Source organism: Polaromonas sp., from assembly GCF_029945685.1.
Classification (GTDB): Bacteria; Pseudomonadota; Gammaproteobacteria; order Burkholderiales; family Burkholderiaceae_C; genus Polaromonas.
The window spans coordinates 158,571-178,634 of record NZ_JAQSDA010000007.1 but is presented as its reverse complement, the minus strand read 5'-3'; the positions used below and the strand labels follow the sequence as shown (position 1 = coordinate 178,634).

General features: G+C 65.1%; 21 protein-coding genes. 5 read left to right on the top strand and 16 right to left on the bottom strand.

The features are described 5' to 3' along the window. Window positions 1-80: 80 nt before the first annotated feature. The 7 genes from PSV26_RS04860 to mnmG all read right to left on the bottom strand — a co-directional run bounded on the left by PSV26_RS04860 (window position 81) and on the right by mnmG (window position 7,175). Complete coding sequence (locus PSV26_RS04860) at window positions 81-1,016, bottom strand: ParB/RepB/Spo0J family partition protein (RefSeq protein WP_300568417.1); 936 nt, start codon at window positions 1,014-1,016, stop codon at window positions 81-83. Between the two features lie 30 nt (window positions 1,017-1,046). After that, window positions 1,047-2,321 carry a serine hydrolase gene (locus PSV26_RS04855; RefSeq protein WP_300568414.1) on the bottom strand — a complete coding sequence of 425 codons (1,275 nt, stop codon included), beginning with the start codon at window positions 2,319-2,321 and terminating at the stop codon, window positions 1,047-1,049. After that, window positions 2,318-2,887, bottom strand: coding sequence for an alpha/beta fold hydrolase (locus PSV26_RS04850; RefSeq protein ID WP_300515638.1), 570 nt, complete (start codon window positions 2,885-2,887; stop codon window positions 2,318-2,320). Before PSV26_RS04850 ends, PSV26_RS04855 begins: the two co-directional genes overlap by 4 nt. An 88-nt stretch (window positions 2,888-2,975) precedes the next feature. Next, complete coding sequence (locus PSV26_RS04845) at window positions 2,976-3,746, bottom strand: ParA family protein (RefSeq protein ID WP_300515635.1); 771 nt, start codon at window positions 3,744-3,746, stop codon at window positions 2,976-2,978. Window positions 3,747-3,777: 31 nt separating this feature from the next. Continuing rightward, on the bottom strand, window positions 3,778-4,404 hold the full coding sequence (locus PSV26_RS04840) for a LysE family transporter (protein ID WP_300568411.1): 627 nt from the start codon (window positions 4,402-4,404) through the stop codon (window positions 3,778-3,780). A gap of 108 nt (window positions 4,405-4,512) precedes the next feature. Further along, entirely contained in the window at window positions 4,513-5,172 is a 660-nt protein-coding gene (gene rsmG / locus PSV26_RS04835; RefSeq protein ID WP_300568384.1) for a 16S rRNA (guanine(527)-N(7))-methyltransferase RsmG, read from the bottom strand. Continuing rightward, entirely contained in the window at window positions 5,172-7,175 is a 2,004-nt protein-coding gene (gene mnmG, locus PSV26_RS04830; protein ID WP_300568382.1) for a tRNA uridine-5-carboxymethylaminomethyl(34) synthesis enzyme MnmG, read from the bottom strand. Before mnmG ends, rsmG begins: the two co-directional genes overlap by 1 nt. 328 nt (window positions 7,176-7,503) lie before the next feature. Here mnmG and PSV26_RS04825 point away from each other — a divergent pair, with 328 nt between their 5' ends. From PSV26_RS04825 to PSV26_RS04815, 3 genes are all read left to right on the top strand, one after another. Beyond that, window positions 7,504-8,082, top strand: a complete 579-nt coding sequence (locus tag PSV26_RS04825) for an NAD(P)H-dependent oxidoreductase (protein WP_300568380.1) — start codon at window positions 7,504-7,506, stop codon at window positions 8,080-8,082. 88 nt (window positions 8,083-8,170) lie between these two features. Further along, window positions 8,171-9,181: a tripartite tricarboxylate transporter substrate binding protein gene (locus PSV26_RS04820; protein WP_300515620.1), complete on the top strand. Its 1,011-nt coding sequence runs from the start codon at window positions 8,171-8,173 to the stop codon at window positions 9,179-9,181. A gap of 102 nt (window positions 9,182-9,283) precedes the next feature. After that, window positions 9,284-9,577 carry a YkgJ family cysteine cluster protein gene (locus PSV26_RS04815; protein ID WP_300568377.1) on the top strand — a complete coding sequence of 98 codons (294 nt, stop codon included), beginning with the start codon at window positions 9,284-9,286 and terminating at the stop codon, window positions 9,575-9,577. A gap of 475 nt (window positions 9,578-10,052) precedes the next feature. On the opposite strand, the gene PSV26_RS04810 is transcribed toward PSV26_RS04815, so the two are convergent. The 6 genes from PSV26_RS04810 to PSV26_RS04785 form a co-directional block, all read right to left on the bottom strand. After that, a complete protein-coding gene (locus tag PSV26_RS04810; protein WP_300568375.1) occupies window positions 10,053-11,507 on the bottom strand; it encodes an aldehyde dehydrogenase in 1,455 nt (484 codons plus the stop codon). Between the two features lie 17 nt (window positions 11,508-11,524). Next, complete coding sequence (locus PSV26_RS04805) at window positions 11,525-12,394, bottom strand: ABC transporter ATP-binding protein (protein ID WP_300515181.1); 870 nt, start codon at window positions 12,392-12,394, stop codon at window positions 11,525-11,527. Between the two features lie 106 nt (window positions 12,395-12,500). Beyond that, window positions 12,501-13,241: an ABC transporter ATP-binding protein gene (locus tag PSV26_RS04800; protein WP_300568372.1), complete on the bottom strand. Its 741-nt coding sequence runs from the start codon at window positions 13,239-13,241 to the stop codon at window positions 12,501-12,503. After that, on the bottom strand, window positions 13,234-14,211 hold the full coding sequence (locus PSV26_RS04795; protein WP_300515187.1) for a branched-chain amino acid ABC transporter permease: 978 nt from the start codon (window positions 14,209-14,211) through the stop codon (window positions 13,234-13,236). Before PSV26_RS04795 ends, PSV26_RS04800 begins: the two co-directional genes overlap by 8 nt. Before the next feature lie 7 nt (window positions 14,212-14,218). After that, window positions 14,219-15,094: a branched-chain amino acid ABC transporter permease gene (locus PSV26_RS04790; protein WP_300515190.1), complete on the bottom strand. Its 876-nt coding sequence runs from the start codon at window positions 15,092-15,094 to the stop codon at window positions 14,219-14,221. Between the two features lie 99 nt (window positions 15,095-15,193). Then, entirely contained in the window at window positions 15,194-16,393 is a 1,200-nt protein-coding gene (locus PSV26_RS04785; RefSeq protein WP_300515193.1) for an amino acid ABC transporter substrate-binding protein, read from the bottom strand. A gap of 207 nt (window positions 16,394-16,600) precedes the next feature. On the opposite strand from PSV26_RS04785, the gene PSV26_RS04780 reads away from it, so the two are divergent. Continuing rightward, the gene (locus tag PSV26_RS04780) at window positions 16,601-17,581 is read left to right on the top strand and encodes a helix-turn-helix domain-containing protein (protein ID WP_300515195.1); all 981 of its coding nucleotides are present in this window, start codon (window positions 16,601-16,603) and stop codon (window positions 17,579-17,581) included. 179 nt (window positions 17,582-17,760) lie between these two features. Further along, window positions 17,761-18,531 (top strand): class II aldolase/adducin family protein, encoded by a 771-nt coding sequence (locus PSV26_RS04775; protein WP_300568370.1) that lies wholly within the window; start codon window positions 17,761-17,763, stop codon window positions 18,529-18,531. Window positions 18,532-18,551: 20 nt separating this feature from the next. Here PSV26_RS04775 and PSV26_RS04770 read toward each other — a convergent pair whose 3' ends face one another. Genes PSV26_RS04770 through PSV26_RS04760 form a run of 3 tightly spaced genes read right to left on the bottom strand, consistent with a single transcriptional unit; the run spans window position 18,552 to window position 19,929 of the window. Further along, window positions 18,552-19,394 (bottom strand): transglutaminase family protein, encoded by an 843-nt coding sequence (locus PSV26_RS04770; RefSeq protein WP_300568368.1) that lies wholly within the window; start codon window positions 19,392-19,394, stop codon window positions 18,552-18,554. Beyond that, window positions 19,375-19,701, bottom strand: a complete 327-nt coding sequence (locus PSV26_RS04765; RefSeq protein ID WP_300568366.1) for a hypothetical protein — start codon at window positions 19,699-19,701, stop codon at window positions 19,375-19,377. Before PSV26_RS04765 ends, PSV26_RS04770 begins: the two co-directional genes overlap by 20 nt. A 42-nt stretch (window positions 19,702-19,743) precedes the next feature. Further along, window positions 19,744-19,929, bottom strand: a complete 186-nt coding sequence (locus tag PSV26_RS04760; protein ID WP_300515204.1) for a DUF1328 domain-containing protein — start codon at window positions 19,927-19,929, stop codon at window positions 19,744-19,746. Window positions 19,930-20,064 lie beyond the last annotated feature (135 nt).

The window sequence follows — 20,064 nt, the reverse complement described above, 5'->3', positions numbered from 1 at the left end:
CGCTCGCCCGCCTGCGCAGCCCCTGTTCGGACGTAGGACGCAGGCGCACTTGCTCCGTGGAAACAGGAAGACTGCGCTGCCTATTTTGTGCCGCGCAGGCGCTCGATCAGGCCGTTGAGCTCGTCCAGGGAGGCAAACTGGATGGCAACTTCGCCGGTGTCCTCGCGCCGGCCATTGCGTTTGACCTGCTTTTTGACGCGCACTTCCACGTCGGCCATCAGCAGGTCCGCCAGCTCTTCTTCCACCCGGCGGGTGTCGCGGGACTTTTCCTTGGTGTTTTTCTGCGGCTTGAGCGAGAACTCGGCGCTGAGCTTCTTGACCAGGCTTTCGGCCTCGCGCACCGACATTTTTCTGGCGGCAATCTGGTTGCCGGCGGTGATCTGCGTGGCCCGGTCCAGCGCGAGCAGCGCCCGCGCATGGCCCATGTCGATGTCGCCCGCCATCAGCATGGTCTGCACCGGTTCAGCCAGGTTCAGCAGGCGCAGCAGGTTGGAGGCGGCGCTGCGCGAGCGGCCCACGGCCTGGGCCGCCAGTTCGTGAGTGAGCCCAAACTCCTTGATAAGGCGTTGCAAACCTTGGGCTTCTTCCAGCGGATTCAGGTCTTCGCGCTGGATGTTTTCAATCAGCGCCATGGCTGCGGCCGACTCGTCGGGCACGTCGCGTACCAGCACCGGCACGCTGTCGAGCCCGGCGATTTTGGCCGCGCGGAAGCGCCGCTCGCCGGCAATGATTTCGTACTTGCCGTCGTTGGCGCCGCTGGTCAGCCGGCGCACCAGGATCGGCTGCATGATGCCCTGCACCTTGATGGACTCGGCCAGCTCATAGAGCGCGCCCTCGTCCATGCGGGTGCGCGGCTGGTACTGGCCGGCGACCAGGTCGGTCAGCAGCAGCGAGGCGGGCTGACCGGGGCTGGTGGCGCTGCTGTTGGTGTTGTCGGCGCTGGCAGATTCGCTGACCTTGGGGCCCAGCAGGGCTTCGAGTCCTCGGCCCAGGCCTTTGGGTTTTTTGGTGACCATGTTTTCTTTTCTCTCAGTATTCAAAGTGGATTATTCGGCCGTGCTGCCGCCCAGCGACTGCAACACGCCGCGCCAGAGCGCGTCGCGTTCTTCATAGGGTTGCGGGTCCTGCCGGCCGCTGGCGTTTTCCCACACCGAGGTCAGCACCATCACCACGCCCGAGGACGGTTGCACATAGACCGTCTGGCCGTGGATGCCCTGCATGGCAAAGGTGCGCGCTTTCATCGGCATCAGCCAGAACTGGTAGCCATAACCGAAATACGGCGTGGCCTTGCGCGGCTTGAAGGCGGGGAGTTGGCGGGCCGGGTCGGTGGCGTCGAACACATAGTCCTGCGGGACCACCTGCTGTGCGCCCACCTTGCCGTCATGGGCCAGCAACAGGCCCAGCCGGCCCCAGTCGCGCAGGCTCGCATTGAAGGCGCCGTAAGACTGCTCCTGGCCATCGCTGGAGACGCGCCAGAAAGCGTCATGTTCCGCCCCCATGGGTTTCCACAGCCAGTCGCTGGTGAGTTCGGCCATGTTCTTGCCGGTGGCCGCTGCCAGCACGCGGCCCAGCACGTCGGTCTCGGCGCTGGCGTAGACAAATTTTTCACCGGCGGCCGTGTGACGGGTCGTGATGGAACGCAGCACATCGACCGGCGTGCCGGCTCCCGGGGCACCGGCACCGGCGCGCGACAGCCGCGAAATGTCGTCCGTCCCGTCGTAGCGCTCGGTGAACGTCAGGCCCGAGCTCATGCGCAGCAGCTGCCGCACCGTGGTGGCGCCGTAGGGGCTGCCCGCCAGCGCCTTCACATATCTTTCCGCCGGATCGTCCAGCGAGGCGATCAGCCCGCGCGCATGGGCCTGGCCCACGAGCAGGGAGGTGACGCTTTTGGCCATCGAGAACGAGATGAAGCGCGCATCGTCCTTGCGCCCGTAGCGGTAGTGTTCGGCCACGATCTCGCCGTTCTTCAGCACCAGCAAGCCAGTGGCGCGCTGGCGCTCCAGGTACTCGGCCAGCGTGTAGCCAATGTTGCGGTAACGGTAGCTGATGGCCGGCGGTTGTGCGGCGGGCGGCAGGGGGCTGGCTTGCGCCGGGCGTGCGACCACGCGGGTCTGTATGCCGGGCACCTTGTCCAGCGCCGACCAGGCGCCGACACGGTTCGGGTTGTTGTACCAGGTGGCGGCGGTTCCCAGCGGGTAGTGCTGCGACTTGCCCAGCAGGTCTTCGTCAGGTTCGGCGCCGGCGGGCGCGGCCAGGGCAGCACACGCCACCAGCAGCAGGGCAAGGCGAACAGGAAAGCGGGGTTGCAGCAATGGTTTCATGGCTCGGCCTGTTGGGTGGCGCCTGCCCTCAGCCCCTGCAGACGCTGCAGATGGAGATGTGCCTGCGGCCAGTCACCCAGGCCGCTGTCGGCGTTGAGGTGGCCCAGCGGACCGGCATCGACAAATTCGGCGCCCCAGGCGGCCGCAAACGCGCGCGCGCGCTCAGGCCGGCAATAGGGGTCACGGCTGCTGGCCAGCAGCACGCCAGCGAAGGGCAGCGTGTTCATGGGCACCGGCGCCCAGCTGGTCAGCAGTTGCCGCACTTCCTCGCGGTCCACGTCGGGCGGCGCCACCAGCAGCGCGCCCTTGACACGATGTGTGTTGCGCGAATGCGCGGCCCAGGCGGCGGTCAGGATGCAGCCCAGGCTGTGCGCCACCAGCACGACCGGCTCGCTGCTGGCCAGCACCACGTCCTCCAGCCGCGCAACCCAGTCGCCGCGCAGCGGCTGCATCCAGTCGTGTTGCTCGACACGCTGGTAGCCATGTGCGGTTTCCCACAGGCTTTGCCAGTGGCCGGGCCCGCTGTTCTGCCAGCCGGGAAGGATCAGGACGTTCGAGGATTTCATGGGCAGAAGAAAACTTACTATGTTTTTGATAGCTGCTTGCGCAGGTGACACAAGGGCTGAAGGCCGATTTGACTTGAAACTCCGGCCATCACATGGCCTTGATGCGCTGCACCATCTCTTCGGCGAAGGCCACAAATGCCTGCGCGCCCTTGGAGGCCGGGTCGAACACCACGCCGGGCAGGCCGTAACTCGGCGCTTCGGCGAGCCGCACGTTGCGCGGGATCACGGTGTTGAACACCTTGTCGCCGAAATGCTCTTTCAGCTGGTCGCTGACCTGCTGCTGCAAGGTGATGCGCGGATCAAACATGACACGCAGCAGGCCGATGATGGCGAGGTCCTTGTTGAGGTTGGCGTGCACCTGCTTGATGGTGTTGACCAGGTCCGTCAGGCCTTCCAGCGCAAAGTACTCGCACTGCATGGGCACGATCACACCGTGGGCACAGCACAGGCCGTTGAGCGTCAGCATCGAAAGCGAGGGCGGGCAATCGATCAGCACGAAGTCGTAGTGCTCGCCGACGTCCGCCAACGCCAGCTTGAGCCGCTTTTCGCGGCGCTCGACATCGACCAGCTCGACCTCGGCGCCGGCCAGTTCGCGGTTGGCCCCGAGCACGTCGTAGCCGCATTTCTCGCTGCGCACCCGCGCCTCCAGCACCGAGGCGGATTCGAGCAGCACGTCGTACACCGTGAGTTCGAGCTTGCGTTTGTCCACGCCCGACCCCATGGTGGCGTTGCCCTGCGGGTCCAGGTCAATCATCAGCACGCGCTGACCCACCTTCGCCAGTCCCGCCGCCAGATTGACCGTGGTGGTGGTTTTGCCCACCCCGCCCTTTTGGTTGGCAACGCAGAATATTTTGGCCATGTTGTTCTTTGGGTTCTGGAAATCGGAAGGTTTACTTGGAGATGGCCAGCTTGATGCCGAAGCCGATGAGGAACACGCCGGCCGCCTTGTTCAGCACCGCGGAAATTTTGGGGTTGGCGCGGATACGCGCGGCCAGAAAGTAGGTGATCAGCACCGAGCTCAGGCCGTACAGAAAGGTCAGCCCCGCAATGGTGGCAGCCATCACGGCAAAGGTTTTCAGGCCCTGGTGCCGGGCCGGATCGACAAACAGGGGAAAGAAAGCCATGTAGAAAACGATGGCCTTGGGGTTGAGCAAGGTGATCAAGAGGGTCTGGCGGAAGTAATGGCGCGGCTTGATCTGCTGGATGGGGGCATCGCCGGGTTTGGCCATCAGCATCTTGACGCCGAGCCAGGCGAGGTACGCTGCACCGGCCCACTGCACCGCATGAAAGGCCGTCGGGTAAGCCGCCATCACCGCTGACACGCCGGCCACGGCGGCCCAGAGCAACACCTGGTCGCCAGCGATCACGCCGAAAGTGGCGCCGAGTCCGCCGGCGATGCCACCCTTGCTGGTCGAGGTGATCAGGGCCAGGTTGCCGGGGCCGGGAATCAGCAGAAAAACAAGGATGGCGACAACAAACGCGCCGTAATCGGCGACGCCGGCAAATGAACCCAACATGGAGACCTCCGGAAACAGGGTTTTGAGTTTACGTCAGCGCACAGGCTGAAAATCCGCCTGCACCCTTCATTGCCGCCGGATGGGCAGATTTTTCACCCGAGACTAAGACTAATCCGCGGTTTTGGGTCGTAGCCAAAGCAGACAACGCTCGGCGTCCAGCCCGGGAACGACCAGTTGTTCCACGTGAAACACCTCGACCGTGGCCGGCAGTGCGGCTATTTCGTCCGCCGGGTGTTTGCCTTTCATGGCCATCCAGACGCCTTGCGGCGCCAGCGCCCCGGCCGACCATTGGGTGAAGTCGGGCAGCGACGCAAAAGCGCGCGCGCAGATCACGTCAAAAGGCTGGCGAAGGGTCTCGACCCGCGCATGCAGGCCGGTCAGCTTAGGCAACTTCAGGGCCAGTGCCGCCTGCTTGATGAACGCGGCTTTCTTGGCCACCGTGTCCACGCAGGTCACGGCCACGCTCGGGCAACACACAGTGATGACCACGCCCGGCAAACCGGCGCCCGAACCGACGTCGAGCAGGGTGGCGCCCTGCCCCAATCCGGCCTGCTGCAAATGACGCCGCAGCGGTCCGATGGTCGCCAGGCTGTCGAGCAGGTGATGCGTCATCATTTCCACCGGATCGCGCACGGCCGTCAGGTTGTAGACCTTGGTCCATTTGGCAATCAGGTCCAGGTAGTCCAGCAACTGCCCCACCTGCTGATCGTCCAGGTCCAGCTGCAGCGCCTGCAGGCCGGCGCGCAAATCCTGTTCACTGCTGCGCATCAGGCTTCGGCTTGTTCGGCAGGTTTGAGGGGAACCGTGTTTTTCCAGAGGTTCTTCTTCAGGTGCACCAGCAACAGCGACACGGTCGCCGGCGTGATACCGGAGATGCGCGAGGCCAGCCCCAGCGTTTCGGGCCGGTGCTTGGCCAGGGTTTGCCGCGCCTCGAAACTCAGCGCCGACACTTGCAGGTAATCCAGGTCGGCCGGCAGCTTGAGGTTTTCGTAGTGCGAGGCACGCTCCACTTCCGTCTTCTGCAGGTCGATGTAGCCCGCGTATTTGACGGCGATCTCGATCTGCTCGATCACGCTGGCCGCCATGTCGGCCGCCTCTGTTTCACGTGAAACACCCTCGGCGGGAGGTGCCAGCTCGGCGTTTGCATATTTGCCGCCATCCAGCGACATCAGCGCGGCGTAGCCCACGTCGGGGCGGCGCAGCAAGTCGAGCAAGGTGTACTCGCGTTCGATGGCCTTGCCCAGCACGCGCTCAGCCTCGGCCAGAGGCAGGCTGCGCGGGTTGACCCAGACAGAACGCAGACGTTCTGTTTCACGTGAAACAGCGTCGCGCTTGCGGTTGAAGGTATCCCAGCGGGCATCGTCCACCAGGCCCAGCGCCCTGCCCTTTTCGGTCAGGCGCATGTCGGCATTGTCCTCACGCAGCATCAGGCGGAACTCGGCCCGGCTGGTGAACATGCGGTAGGGCTCGGTCACACCCTTGGTGATCAGGTCGTCCACCAGCACGCCCAGATAGGCTTCGTCGCGCCGCGGCAGCCAGGCTTCTTTCCCCTGGCATTGCAGCGCGGCATTGATGCCGGCAAACATGCCCTGGGCCGCTGCTTCCTCGTAACCCGTGGTGCCGTTGATCTGCCCGGCGAAAAACAGTCCGCCAATGGCCCGGGTTTCAAAGCTGGTTTTCAGTGCACGCGGGTCGAAGTAGTCGTACTCGATGGCATAGCCGGGCCGCAGGATGTGGGCATTCTCCATGCCGGCCATGGAGCGCACCAGGGCGTACTGGATGTCAAACGGCAGGCTGGTCGAGATGCCGTTGGGGTAAATCTCGTGGGTGCTCAAGCCTTCCGGTTCCAGAAAAATCTGGTGGCTTTCCTTGCCGGCAAACCGGTTGATCTTGTCTTCCACACTCGGACAGTAGCGCGGGCCCACGCCGTCGATCTTGCCGGTGAACATGGGGCTGCGGTCAAACCCTGAGCGGATGATCTCGTGGGTGCGTTCGTTGGTGTGCGTGATCCAGCAAGGCATCTGCCTCGGGTGCTGGATGCGCCCACCCATGAAGCTGAACACCGGCACCGGCCCGGGTGTGCCCCCCGGCATGCCGTCGCCCGGCTGCACCGTGCACTTGCTGAAGTCGATGCTGCGCCCGTCGATGCGCGGCGGCGTGCCGGTTTTCAGACGGCCCTGCGGCAGCTTGAGTTCCTTCAGGCGCGCGCTCAGCGACACCGCCGGCGGATCACCCGCCCTGCCCGCGGCATAGTTGTTGAGCCCGACATGGATCTTGCCGTCCAGAAAGGTCCCGGCCGTCAGCACCACGGTGCGCGAGCGGAACTTGATGCCGACCTGCGTGACCGCGCCCACCACCCGGTCGCCTTCGACAATCAAATCGTCCACCGCCTGCTGGAACAGCCAGAGATTGGGCTGGTTTTCCAGCCTGCGGCGGATCGCCGCCTTGTACAGGATGCGGTCGGCCTGCGCCCGGGTGGCCCGCACGGCCGGGCCCTTGGAGCTGTTGAGGATGCGGAACTGGATACCGCCCTCGTCGGTGGCCAGCGCCATCGCGCCGCCCATGGCGTCCACCTCCTTGACCAGGTGGCCCTTGCCGATGCCGCCAATCGAGGGGTTGCAGCTCATCTGGCCCAGGGTCTCGATGTTGTGTGTCAGCAGCAGGGTCTTGCAGCCCATACGGGCAGCAGCCAGCGCGGCCTCGGTGCCGGCATGGCCGCCACCGACCACGATCACGTCAAATTCTTGCGGATATACATAAGGCGAGTGCATCACGCCTCCTTCAATAAAGCAGTCGTCAGGCGAGATGCCTGCGCGCCCTGGAAAAGACCGGCTGAACCGGCGGAGTCAGCAAACGGCTTGCCGCTTTCACGGGACGAAAGGCATGATTTTATCAGGGTGCCTCTTTTTTGTGCTGCCGGCCCCCAACAAGGCCCATGCTCTTCCTTCTATTGGCACGACCAATGAGTTGCTATGTTTTTAATAGCTGCTCGCGCTTACTGCATAAGGCTCAAACCCAAAACAGCCATTGAAACATGGCAACAGGGGTGCTCAGCCCGGCAAGAGGGCGGAGGCACCGGCACACAAGCACAATAGGGGCATGAAATTTCTGATCTTCGCCGGCAGCACCCGGCTCGCCTCTTTCAACCGCAAACTCGCCCATGCGGCCGCCGAGCTGGCGCGCAACAGCGGCGCCGACGTCACCCACATCGAGCTGGCGGATTTCGACATCCCGATGTACAACGCCGACCTCGAAGCCCGAGGCACACCGGCCGACGTGATGAAGCTCAAGCAGCTGATGTTCGAGCACCCGGCCTGGATCATCTGCTCACCCGAATACAACGGCAGCTACACCGCCCTGCTCAAGAACACCATCGACTGGGTCTCCAGCCCGGTCAAGGCCGACCCGGCCTGGCAGGATGGCTTCAAGTCCTTCAGCGGCAAGGTCGTGGGCATGCTCAGCGCCTCGCCCGGCGCCCTGGGCGGCCTGCGCTCGCAAAGCCACCTGGTGCCGCTGCTGCTCAATGCGCAGTGCTGGGTCGCGCCCAAAGCCTTTGCACTGGGCCGCGCCGGTGACGCGTTTGACGCCGACGGCCAACTGGTCAACGAAGCCCACCGCAAGAACGTGCAGGCGGTGATCGACCAGGTGCTGTTTGCGGCCGGACGCCTGGCGCCCTGACGGCCTGCGGCTGCTCGCAAATCCCTAGCAGGCCGCCCACCCGGCCCTCTATAGTCGAAGCCCCACCGTCTTACACCCCGAGGTCCGAATGAACACCCCCCCATCCCGCCGCAGCGCCCTTCGAACCGGCCTGCGCACCGGCACCGCGCTGGTCGCGGCCACGGCCTTCCCTGGTTTGTGGAGCAGCGCTCACGCCCAGGCCGCCTGGCCCACCAAGCCGATTCGCCTGCTGGTCCCCTTTGCGCCCGGCGGCAGCTCGGAGATCGTGGCGCGTTCGGCCGCCGGTGAAATCAGCAAGAGCCTGGGCCAGAACGTGTTTGTCGAAAACAAGCCCGGTGCCAGCGGCAACATTGCGATGCAGGAATGCGCGGCCAGCACCGACGGCCACACCATGATCCTCGGCCACATCGGCACGCTGGCGGTGAACCCCTACATCTTCGACAAGCTGCCTTTTGACACCAACCGCGACTTCCGGCCGATCTCGCTGCTCGCCAAGGTACCCAGCCTGTACGTGGTCAACAGCGACGTGCCGGCCAAAAACCTCCGGGAGTTCATCGCGCTGGCCAAGGCCAAGCCGGGCCAGCTCAACTACGGCTCGGCCGGCAACGGCAGCGCCGGCCACCTGGCTTTCGAGTACCTCAAGATGGCGGCGAATATTTTTGTACTGCATGTGCCCTACCGCGGCACCGGCCCGCAACTGACCGACCTGCTGGCCGGCCGGCTCGACGCCGCAAGTGTCGGTGCGCCGGCCATCCTCGGGCACATCAAGTCCGGCCGCCTGCGCTGCATCGCCACCGGCACCAGGGAGCGCCTGCCGCAATTGCCCGATGTGCCCACGGTGGCGGAAAGCGGTTACCCCGGCTTCGAGATGACCCAGTGGTACGGCCTGAACGCGCCACCGAGCATGCCGCAAGCCGCCATCGACAGGATTGCCGAAGCCTGCGCCAAGGCCATGCGCAACCCGCTGGCCACCGAGCGCCTGCGCGGCGACACCGCACAGCCGGTCGGCGACACCCCCGCCCAGTACGCCGCCTTCATCACCCAGGAGCAGGCGCGCTGGAAACAGGTGGTGGCGCGCGCGAAGATCAAGCCCGATTAAAGGCGGCTTGATGGGTTTACCCGTTTCCTCTGCATTCAATGTGCTCCAAGCCCTTTTGGGATGGGCGCAAGCAGCTATTGTTTTAATAGCGACCGGTAATCCATGAACTGCCGCCCAGGCTGCGGCGCCTGCTGCATCGCGCCCTCCATCAGCTCCGCCATTCCAGGCATGCCACAGGGCAAGCCGGCCGGAGTGCGCTGTGTGCAGCTGGATGAGGCCAATGCCTGCCGCATCTTTGGTCAGCCTGAGCGGCCGGCGGTGTGTGGGCAGTTGATGCCGTCGGTGGAGATGTGTGGTGCGAGTGCGCCGGCTGCGTTGGTTTGGTTGACGCGGTTGGAGTTGGCGACTGCGCCTGACGCGGTGTCGCTGTGGGAACCGTTGCAAGCTCCGGCTTGATGGCTCGCTAACAAGCCGGGTCTCGCCCCGGCGGGCGACTTACTTTTCTTTGCGTCGCCAAAGAAACCTAAGGAAAAGAAAGGCGCTCCGATGGTCTGGGTCCCTCCGCTTCGCTGCAGGCAACCTCCGGTGCTCGCCGAAAGCGGGGTCGAGCTCGAACTCGCCTTCGGCTCAGACAATCGCTCGCCCTGATCCGCTTTTGGCTGCGCTCCTCGGCCCAGCCCGACGGGTGGGGGAAACGAATTCGGGATCGGGGGCGGGGAGACATGACACGCAAAGCGCGTCATGTCGGAGTCAAGCGGCCGTCATGTTTGCACGTGGACGCAACACACGTGGCCAAATGAAGCTCCCCGCCATCGCCCAGCGGGGCGAGGGAGGGGCGGGGGGAGGGAGTGGGGAGTCCACCCTACTATCCAGAGCGCATCGCAGTCGCAGCGTGATGCAATGAATCCCCGTCCCGCCGTTGAACACCAGATCAGAAAGGGTAGTGCCGCGGTGTCGTCTGGATCGTGATCCAGCGCAGCTCGGTGAACTCGGCCACCCCCGCTTTGCCACCAAAGCGCCCAATCCCACTACCCTTCACACCACCAAACGGCATCTGCGCCTCGTCGTGCACCGTCGGGCCGTTGACGTGGCAGATGCCGGAGTCGATGCGCCTGGCTACGTTGAAGGCACGCGCGATGTCGCCACCGAACACAGCGGCCGACAGGCCGTAGGCGTTGTCGTTGGCGCAGGCCACGGCTTCCTCGACGCCGCTGACACGCACCACACACTTGACCGGCCCAAAGGTCTCCTCGTGGTAGATGCGCATGGCCGGCGTCACATGGTCCAGCACGGTGGCGGGCATCAGCGTGTTTTCGGCCTTGCCGCCGCAGGCCAGCTTCGCGCCCTTGGCCAGCGCGTCGTCGATCAGCGCGTTGCAATGCTCGACCGTCCCCATGCCGATCACCGAGCCCAGCACCACCGGCTCGGGGTTGCGTGGGTCGCCCACCGGCAAGGTGCCGGCCTTGGCAGCGAACTTCTTCACAAAGGCGTCGGCGATTTTCTGGTCCACGATGATGCGTTCGGTGGACATGCAGATCTGGCCGCTGTTGGCAAAGCTGCCGAAGGCGGCGGCGTTGACCGCGTCGTCGATGTTGGCGTCGTCCAGGATCACCAGAGGCGCCTTGCCGCCGAGCTCCAGCACCACAGGCTTCAAGTATTTCGCGCAGGTCATCGCGATGATCTTGCCTACCTTGGTTGAGCCGGTGAAGTTGACACGCCGCACCGCCGGGTGCGCCACCATGGCCTCAACCACGGCGCCGGCGTCGGCGGGCGCGTTGGTGATGTAGTTGACGACACCGGGGGGAAAGCCGGCATCAGCAAACGCCTCCACGATCAGCTGGTGGGTACGCGGGCAGTTCTCCGAGCCCTTGAAGATCACGGTGTTGCCGCAGGCCAGCGGCGTGGCGATCGCACGCACGCCGAGAATGACCGGCGCGTTCCACGGCGCGATACCAAGCACCACGCCGGCCGGCTGGCGCACGCCCATGGCCAGGCTGCCGGGCACGTCGGACGGAATGACTTCGCCGCTGATCTGCGTGGTCAGCGAGGCCGCCTCGCGGATCATGCCGGCGGCCAGCATCACGTTGAAGCCGGCCCACATGCCGGAAGCCCCGGTCTCGGCGGCCACGGCTTCGATGAATTGCGGCGTCTTGGCCTCCAGCGCATCGGCGGCCTTGAGCAGCAGCGCGCGGCGCGCACTCGGTCCGGTTTCGCTCCAGGTCTTGAAGGCTTCGGCGGCGGCTTCGACAGCCATCACCGCGTCGGCCGGTGATGCCGCCGGTGCGCGGGTAGCGACGCTGCCGTCAAGCGGGTTGCGGCGCTCGAAGGTGGCGCCTTTTTCAGCGGTGACCTTCAGGCCGTTGATCAGCATGGACATGTCAGACATGGTGTTCTCCTTGGAAACTACGAAGTCCGTTCGCCCTGAGCCTGCCCTTCGACGAGCTCAGGATGATCGGAATGAAGGGCTTCGACAGGCTCAGCCCGAACGGTGGTTTTTGCGGCATGGGTGCCCGTGGTGGAAACGGCGGCGCCGGCCCCCAGATAAGCTTCGCGGATGACGGTCGAACGCGCCAGCAGCGCCGCCGGCCCGCTGGCCACCAGCGTGCCGCGCTCCAGCACATAACCGCGGTCGGCCACGGCCAGCGCCTTCTTCACGTTCTGCTCGACCATCAGCACCGTGGTGCCGGCGTCGGCGATGCGCCGCGTGATCGCCAGCAGCTCATCGACCATACGCGGCGCCAGGCCCAGCGAGGGTTCGTCCAGCATCAGCAGGCGCGGCGCACTCATCATGGCGCGCGCCACCGCCACCATCTGCTGCTCGCCGCCGCTCATGGTGCCGGCCAGTTGCTGGGCGCGTTCGCGCAGTTTCGGAAAGTCGTTGAAGGCCTGCTCGAGACGCCGCGTGCGTTCGGCCTTGGCCACCAGCCAGCCACCGAGCTCCAGGTTTTCCGTGACCGTCATCTGGGGAAACAACTGCCGGCCTTCCGGTACCAGCGCCATGCCACCTTTGACGATGTCACTGGTTTTTTCGGGCAGCGCTTCGCCGTTGAGCAGTACCTCGCCGCCACGCGGAATCAGGCCGGACAGCGCCTTGAGCAAGGTCGTCTTGCCGGCGCCGTTGGGCCCGAGGATGACGGTCAGGCCGGGTTTGATCTCCAGCGTCAGATCGCGCAGCACCAGGAAGGCGCCGTAACCTGCGCTCAGGCCCTGGACTTTCAGGTGTGCATGGCTGGACGTACCAAGCACAAAGGGCGTTGGGGCATACCACATCATGGTCGAGTTGCCTCTCCAAGTGTCGTGGTCAACGCTCTGCGGCAATGTCGGCAACGGGCCGCATTACGCTGGTCGATCCCGCTACGCGGGGCCCTCGCCCTTCGCTTCATACAGCCCCCATCTCATCACCCAGATAGGCTTCGATCACCTCTTCATTGCGCACCACCTCGGCCGGCGTGCCGTCGGCAATCTTGCGGCCCTGGTGCAGCACGATCACGCGTTCCACGTGACGTAGCAAGGTTGTCACGGCGTGCTCAATCCACACCACCGTCAAGTCCAGCTCGTCACGCATGCGGCGTATCAGCTGCGCCATGGCTTCAATCTCGGCTTCGGTCAGGCCGGCCGCCACCTCGTCGAGCAGCAGCAAACGCGGCCGCGTGGCCAGCGCCATGCCGACCTCGAGCAGGCGCTGCTGCGACGGGGTGATGGCGCCCGCCGGCAAGGCCGCCTGGGCGTGCAGGCCGATCAGTTCAAGAATGCTGGTTTCGTCGCGCAGGTGCCAGGAGCCCTTGCGCGTTCGCCCGGCAAACTTCAGCCCGAAACCGATGTTGTCAATCACCGGCATGTCGGGAAACACGCGCGGCGTCTGGAAGGTGCGCGCAATGCCGGCGGCCGCATAACGGTGCGGGCCTTTCCCGCTGAGGTTGCGGCCATCGGCCAGCAACTGCCCGGAGGTGGGTGCAATCACGCCCGAAATCGCATTGAAAAAAGTGGTCTTGCCGGCACCGTTGGGGCCGATGATGCCGACCAGCTCACCGGCATGAAAGTCAGCGCTGACGGCATCCACCGCCGTCAGTCCGCCAAAACGCACCGTGATGTCACGCGCCTGCAGCAACAGCTCAGCCACGGTTGCGCTCCTTCTTGCTCAAGCCCCGCAGCCAGCCGCGGCTGTCCCGCCACCAGCCGCTGAAGGTGTTCCCGCGCAGGGAAGCCAGGCCGCCCGGCAGATACAGCACGCTCAAAATCAGCAGCAGCCCCAGCGACATCATGTAGACCTGCGGCGCCTGCAGGCGCAGGGTCTCGGCCAGCACGCTGAACACAATCGCGGCGATCAACGGGCCCCACAAGGTGACCGCGCCGCCGATCAGTGCAATCAGCACGGTCTGGAAACCGATGAAGGGATTGAACACCGTGTGCGGGTCGATATAGGTCCAGCGCACCGCCATGGCTGCGCCCACGGCGCCGGCAAACGCGGCCGTCATCGCAAAGCCGGCCACCTTGATCAGCCGCGTGTTCACGCCCAGGGTCTGAGCACGCTGCTCGTCCGCGCCTATGCCCATCAGCGCCAGGCCAAAGCGGCTGCGCCGCACGATGATGGACACCAGCACCGCCAATACGGCCAGTGCCAGCACCGTCAGGTAAATCGTGTCGCGGTCGGGCACCACGGTCAGCACCCGGCCCACCGTGCCGGTGACCTTCTTTTCAAAGTAAGTCACCGCATGGCGGATCAGCTCGGTCATGCCGAAGGTCAGCACGGCAAAGTAGGTGCCGCGCAAATGCAGCACCGCCGCACCCATGACCACGGCCACCACCGTCGCAATGCCGGCGCCCAGCGCAATCGACTCGAGCCAGGCCATTTTTTCCAGCGCAATCGCGCTGGTGTAGGCGCCTATGCCGAAGAAGGCCGAGGTTGCCAGCGACAGGTAACGCGTGCTGCCGCAGAACAGGCCCCAGCTCGAAGACAGCGCCACATACATCAGGCAGGTCAGCGCCATCGAGACGACAAACTCGCTGCCGTAATGCGGCAGCGCCAGCGCCCAGCCGGCAAAGGCCAGCAGCAGCAGCAGGTCGCGCACGAGAATCTGTTTGTCTTTCATTCTTCTTCTACTTCGCAAACAGGCCGCGTGGCCGCAACAACAACACCGCGATGAACACGCTGTACGAGAGCAGCGCCTTCAGGGAAGGATTGGTGAAATGCATGCCCAGCGCTTCCACCACGCCCAGCAGCAGCCCGCCGGCCAGCGCGCCGCTCATGCTGCCGAAACCGCCCAGGGTGATGACAATCAGCGCGGTCACGGTGTAGGGCTCACCCATGGACGGCGTGATGGTGTAGGCCATGGACAGCAGGCAGCCAGCCACGCCCGACAGGCCCAGGCCGATGCCGAACATCAGCGGGTGCAGGCGCTGCGTGTCGATGCCGACGAGTTGCGCGCCGGTGGGCGACTGCATCAGCGCACGCACGCCCTTGCCCAGCAAGGTGAAGCGCAGCAGCGCAATCAACGCGCCACTGAACAGCAGCGCCAGGCCGAACACCAGCAGCTTGTTGCCGGCGAACTGCGCCTCGCCGAACTTCACCGGCTCGGCCAGGTAGTCGTAGCCGCGCAGGTCGCCGCCCCACATGAAGGAGGCGAAGTTCTGCACCAGGAACATCAGGCCAAAAGCCACCATCAGGCCGCGCGCCTCGAAGATATCGAGATTCGGCGACGTCACCGTGAGCCGCCGGAAACACAGCTTGTGGATCACCAGCCCCAGTCCCATCAGCGCCAGAAAGGACACCGGCACCATCAGCAACGGCGAAATGCCCAGCGTGGTGTGCGCCATCCAGGTCAGGTAGGCGCCCAGCATCAGGAACTCGCCGTGCGCGATGTTCAGGATGCGCATCAGCCCGTACTGCAGGTTCAGCCCGAGCGCCACCAGCGCGTAGATGCCGCCGGTGATCAGCCCGGAGGCAATCAGTTCAAGCCAGGAAAAAAGTGACATGGATCTCTATTTCAGGGACACCGCGGAACCGGCTTTGCCGGGCCGCAGGTGTCGCCCCCTTGAGGGGGAGGCGCCGAAGGCGCTTCGGGGGGAGTCTATTTATTTCCAGGCGGGCTTGACGAGGCTGAGCTTGGCCGTCGCGACCTTGGCAGGCCACACCACCTCGAACTCGCCGTTCTGCCACTGGCCCACGGTCCCCGGCGTGGCGGTGTTTTCGCTGCCGGTGAACTTGATATCGCCGATGATGGTCTTGTGCGTGCCGCCCGCCACATAGTCGCGGATGGCCTTGCGGTCCAGGCCGGCCTGCTTGACGGCCGCCGTGAGGATCTCCAGACCGGCCCAGCAGGCGCCGCTGGCCCAGCGGTCCGGCTCCTTGCCGCCGAACTTCTTGGTGTGTGCATCGAAGTAGGCCTTGGCGCCCGGGCTGGTCTTGCTGTTCCACGAACCCATGCCGAGCACGCCTTCGGCACCGGCCGGTGTCATCACGTTGCGGTAAAGCTGGAAGGCGGTGCCGACCGAGGCATAGTAAAAGCGCGGGTTGAATCCGATCTCCTTGGACTGCTTGCTGGCCAGGATGGTGTCGGGCGGGTAGCTCAGGCCGATGAAGGCCTCCGGGTTCTTGTCCTTGATGGAGCGCAGCACCGGCGACAGGTCCTTGATGTCGCCGGGGTAGCTTTTTTCTTCCACCACCTGGATGCCGGTGCTGCGCAGCGCGACCTTGAGCGCCGAGAAATTCTCCAGGCCGAACAGGTCGTCCACATAGATCACGGCCACTGTCTTCACGCCATTGGCCACCAGCATGTCCACCAGCGCGCCGACCATGCGGTCGGGCTGCTGCAGCAGCAGGAAGAAGTTCGGCAGCTTGAGCTCGACCAGCTTGCGCGACAGCGCGGTCGGCGCCAGCACCGGGTAACCCATGCGGTTGGCCAGCGGCGCGATCGCGAAGTTGGCATTGCTGCCCCAGGGCGGCAGAATCAGGTCGACCTTGTCGCTGCCCATCAGTTTTTCATACGAGCGCACGCAGGTCTCGATGTCGCTGCGGTCGTCCGAGCTGATCAGCTCGATCGGGCGTTTGGTGCCCTTGACGTCGAGGCCGCCGGCCGCGTTCTGCTGCTCGGCCCACAGCAGGTAATTGGGCTCCTGGCTGACCTGCGCGCCGCCGGTCCACGGGCCGGTGCGGGCGATGGCGTAACCGATGCGCACCGGGCCCGCCTGGGCAAACAGTTGCGGGGCAAAGGCGGCTGCGCCGACGGCGGCGGCGGCGCCCTGGATCAATGTGCGTCTGGATGGCTGGACCATGGATGTCTCCTCGTTGTGGGCGCCCGACGGGCAGTGGAGAGCCGATGGTAGGCAGGGCCGGCTTGCCCCGCTTTGCTGAGCGCGCACAAAGCAGTTGTCGGCCAGCGCACGGCGATCCGGGTTAACCCTCGACCCGAAACCACAACAGGACAAGACACAACACCCATAATCTTTGTCATGGGCCCACCGCCCCAACCGGAGACAAGCATGACTGCGGCCACCCTGGTATCCACCGACAATTTCGCACCGCGTGACAGAGCGCCGGTGTGGCGCGAGTGGGTCTGGAAACACTTCGGCGGCCTGGAGTCCGACCTTTACGGCGACACCGACTTCGACGGTGAAATGGTGTCGGCCCAGGCAGGCGACGTGGTGCTGACGCGGCTCGAAGCCAACCGTCACCGCGTCGTGCGCACCCCGGACATGGTGCGTGCCAGCGATGGGGGTTACCTCAAGATCGTCGCGCCGCTGCAGGGCCGCGCCGGTGTCCAGCAGATGGGCCGGCGCGCCTGGGTCAGCCCCGGTGCCTGGACCATTTACGACACCACCGGCTCCTACGCGGTGGACAACCCCGAACGCGTGGAACACTTGATCGTGATGCTGCCCAAGGCGCAGATCATGGAACGCGGCCTGCCGATGGAAAACCTGATGGCACGCCACGTGGGCGGCGCCAGCGGCATCGCACGGGTGGCGCTCACCACCATGCGCAGCACCTACCAGGAACTGCCCAACATGAGCGCGGCCGCCGCCCGCGGCGCCGGCGAACTGATCGCCCAGCTGGTGCGCCTGTCGCTGATCGAACTGGCCGGGCAGGCCACGGCCGTGACGCAGCGCGAAGCCCTGAAGGACCGCATCCGCGCCTACGTGAGCACCCGGCTGCGCGACCCGGCCCTGTCCATCGAGCAGATCGCCCACGCCCTCAACTGCAGCAAGCGCCACCTGCACAACGCCTTCGCCGGCGAAACCGACACCCTGGCCAGCTACATCCTGCACCTGCGTCTGGAGGCCTGCATCCGCGAGCTGCAGCAGAGCGGGCCGCAGGCGCGCCCCATCACCGACATCGCGCTGTCCTGGGGTTTCAGCAACCTCTCGCATTTCAGCCGCGTGTTCCGCGGGCACACCGGCCTGAGCCCCAGCGAGTTCCGGCAGGCCTGGCTGCTCAGTGCGGCCGCCGGGCTGCTGAGGCACTGAGCCGGCCCCGATTCGGAGTCAAATCTGCCCTCAGCCCCCATGGAACGGGCGCCGACAGCTCTTCTTTTTATAGCACCCCGGGACCGGCCACCGCCAGCCCGGCGCTTGTCAAACGGGTGACCGTCACCGCCCCCGCACTGGCGTATCGTGCAACATCCCACCCATTCAGGAGACCCCTCATGCATATTCCCTCCCTCAAGGAAGTTGTCAGCGCCGAAGAATGGCAATTGCGTTGCGACCTGGCGGCCTGTTACCGGCTGGTGGCGCTGTACGGCTGGAGCGACCTGGTCTTCACGCACATCAGCGCCAAGCTGCCCGAATCGGTCAGCGGCGCCGGCGCGCACCATTTCCTGATCAACCCCTACGGCCTGGTGTTCGACGAGATCACCGCGTCCAGCCTGGTCAAGGTCGACGAGCAGTGCAACAAGGTCATCGACTCCGCCTTCCCGGTGAACCCGGCCGGCTTCGTGATCCACAGCGCGGTGCATGAAGCCCGGGCGGACGCCGGCTGCGTGCTGCACACCCATACCCGCGCCGGCGTGGCCGTCAGCGCGCAGAAATGCGGTGTGTTGCCGATCAGCCAGCAGTCGACCTTTGTGCTGGGTTCGCTGGCCTACCATGCGTATGAGGGCGTCGCCTTTCGTGACGACGAAAAGCCGCGCCTGCAGGCCGACCTGGGCACGGCCAACTTCCTCATGCTGCGCAACCACGGCCTGCTGGTGGTCGGCAAGACGATTGCCGACGCCTTCCTCAGCATGTACACGTTTGAAAACACCTGCCGCATCCAGCTCGACGCCCAGGCCGGGGGCGAGCTGATAGAGGTCAATCCCCTGATCGTCAAGGGCGTGGCTGAAGCCATGCGGGTGCAGACCGGCGGCCTGGGTGGCGCCTTTGCCTGGCCTTCATTGATCCGCAAGCTCGACCGGATCGATGAGAGTTACAAGTCCTGAAGTACTGAACGGTCCGCCGTTCAGGCGGCCATGGACAAGGCCGACGGCAAGGCGTCGCCCGCCGGGTCCGCAGGCCTGTCACCCTGGTCCACCACCAGCTCCTTGCGCAGCATCTGCACATTGCCAAAAATCGTGGCAAAGGCCACGTCCTTGGCATCGCGCCCGGTGCCGACGCGCACCAGGCGATCGTTCGGCGCCATGCGGGTTGCATCGAACAGCACCCAGCGGCCATCGAGCCAGGCCTCGAAGACCGCGTGGAAGTCCTGCGGTGGCTCGTCAAAATAGACATAACCAACCACCAGCCGCGCCGGAATGTTCAGCGCCCGGCACAGGGTGATGCCCAGGTGCGCAAAGTCGCGGCAGACGCCAGCGCGCTGCACAAACACTTCCTGCGCCGTGGTGGTGGACGTGCTGAAGCCCGGCAGGTAGTGAATGGAATCGTGGATCCAGCTTTCAATCGCCCGCACCCGCGACAGGCCCGGGGAGAGGTGGCCAAACAGCTGCTGCGCCGCGCGGCTCATGATGTCGGACTCGCAGTAGCGGCTGGGCATCAGGTAACGCAGCACGTCGTCGGGAACCGCCGTCACCGCCGCCTCTTCCAGATGCAGGGGCACCGGCGCATGGTGCAGCTCCACCTGTGCGTGGTAGTTCACCGACAGCTGGCCGCGCGAGGCGTCCAGCCGGAAAAAACGGTTGCCGCTGCGCTCGTCACAGAAATGGCGCACCTTGACGCTGGGCGTCACGGTCAGCCGCTCCTCCACCACGCGGTGCGCGTCGTGAAAAGCCGCCTCGATGCTGAAGCAGAAATGGGAGGGACTGGCAACGTCGTAATCCAGCAGGCAGTCAATCGTGGCGGTGTGCATCAGGGTCCTTGTTGTTGTTGTTGTTGTTGTTGTTGTTGTTGTTGTTGTTGTCGGATGGGGCAGACGCCGGCGCGCGTGGCGCTGCCGGTGATGCCCGCCCATCGCGAGTACGCGAGGGTGAAAACCAGTTCCTGCAGGTCACGAAAATGACCTGGGCGGCGCGTTCCAGCGAGTCCATCGCCAGGTCGCGCCGGGTGCGCGCGCGCAGGCGGGCGACCAGCAGAAGCTGGGCAATGCTGGCCCCCTGGCCGTCCACACGTCTGACTTCTGCGTTGCGGCTTTTGTCATCCGGGTCGGGCCGGTTCATGGGAGACAGGGCAAAAGGGTTCCATGACACCGGGGCGGGCATTTACTTGAGCGCCTTCCTGGCCGCGCCCACGCCAAGCGCCGCCAGCACGATGAACACCACAGCCAGGATCAGGAACAGGCCGAACAGGATTTTTGCAATGCCGGCCGAACCGGCCGCGATGCCGCCAAAGCCCAGCGCACCGGCAATCAGCGAAATAAGGGCAAAAACGATGGCGAATTTCAACATGGTGTCTCTCCAGGAAGGCTGACAAGGCGCCCGGCAAGTGCCCGTGCGTCGCAGCCGTAGTGGAAATGGTAGGAGCCGGGCCGCGCGCGCCGAATCAGCAGCCGGCGCACGCCGGTGTAGGACAAACCGGACAGC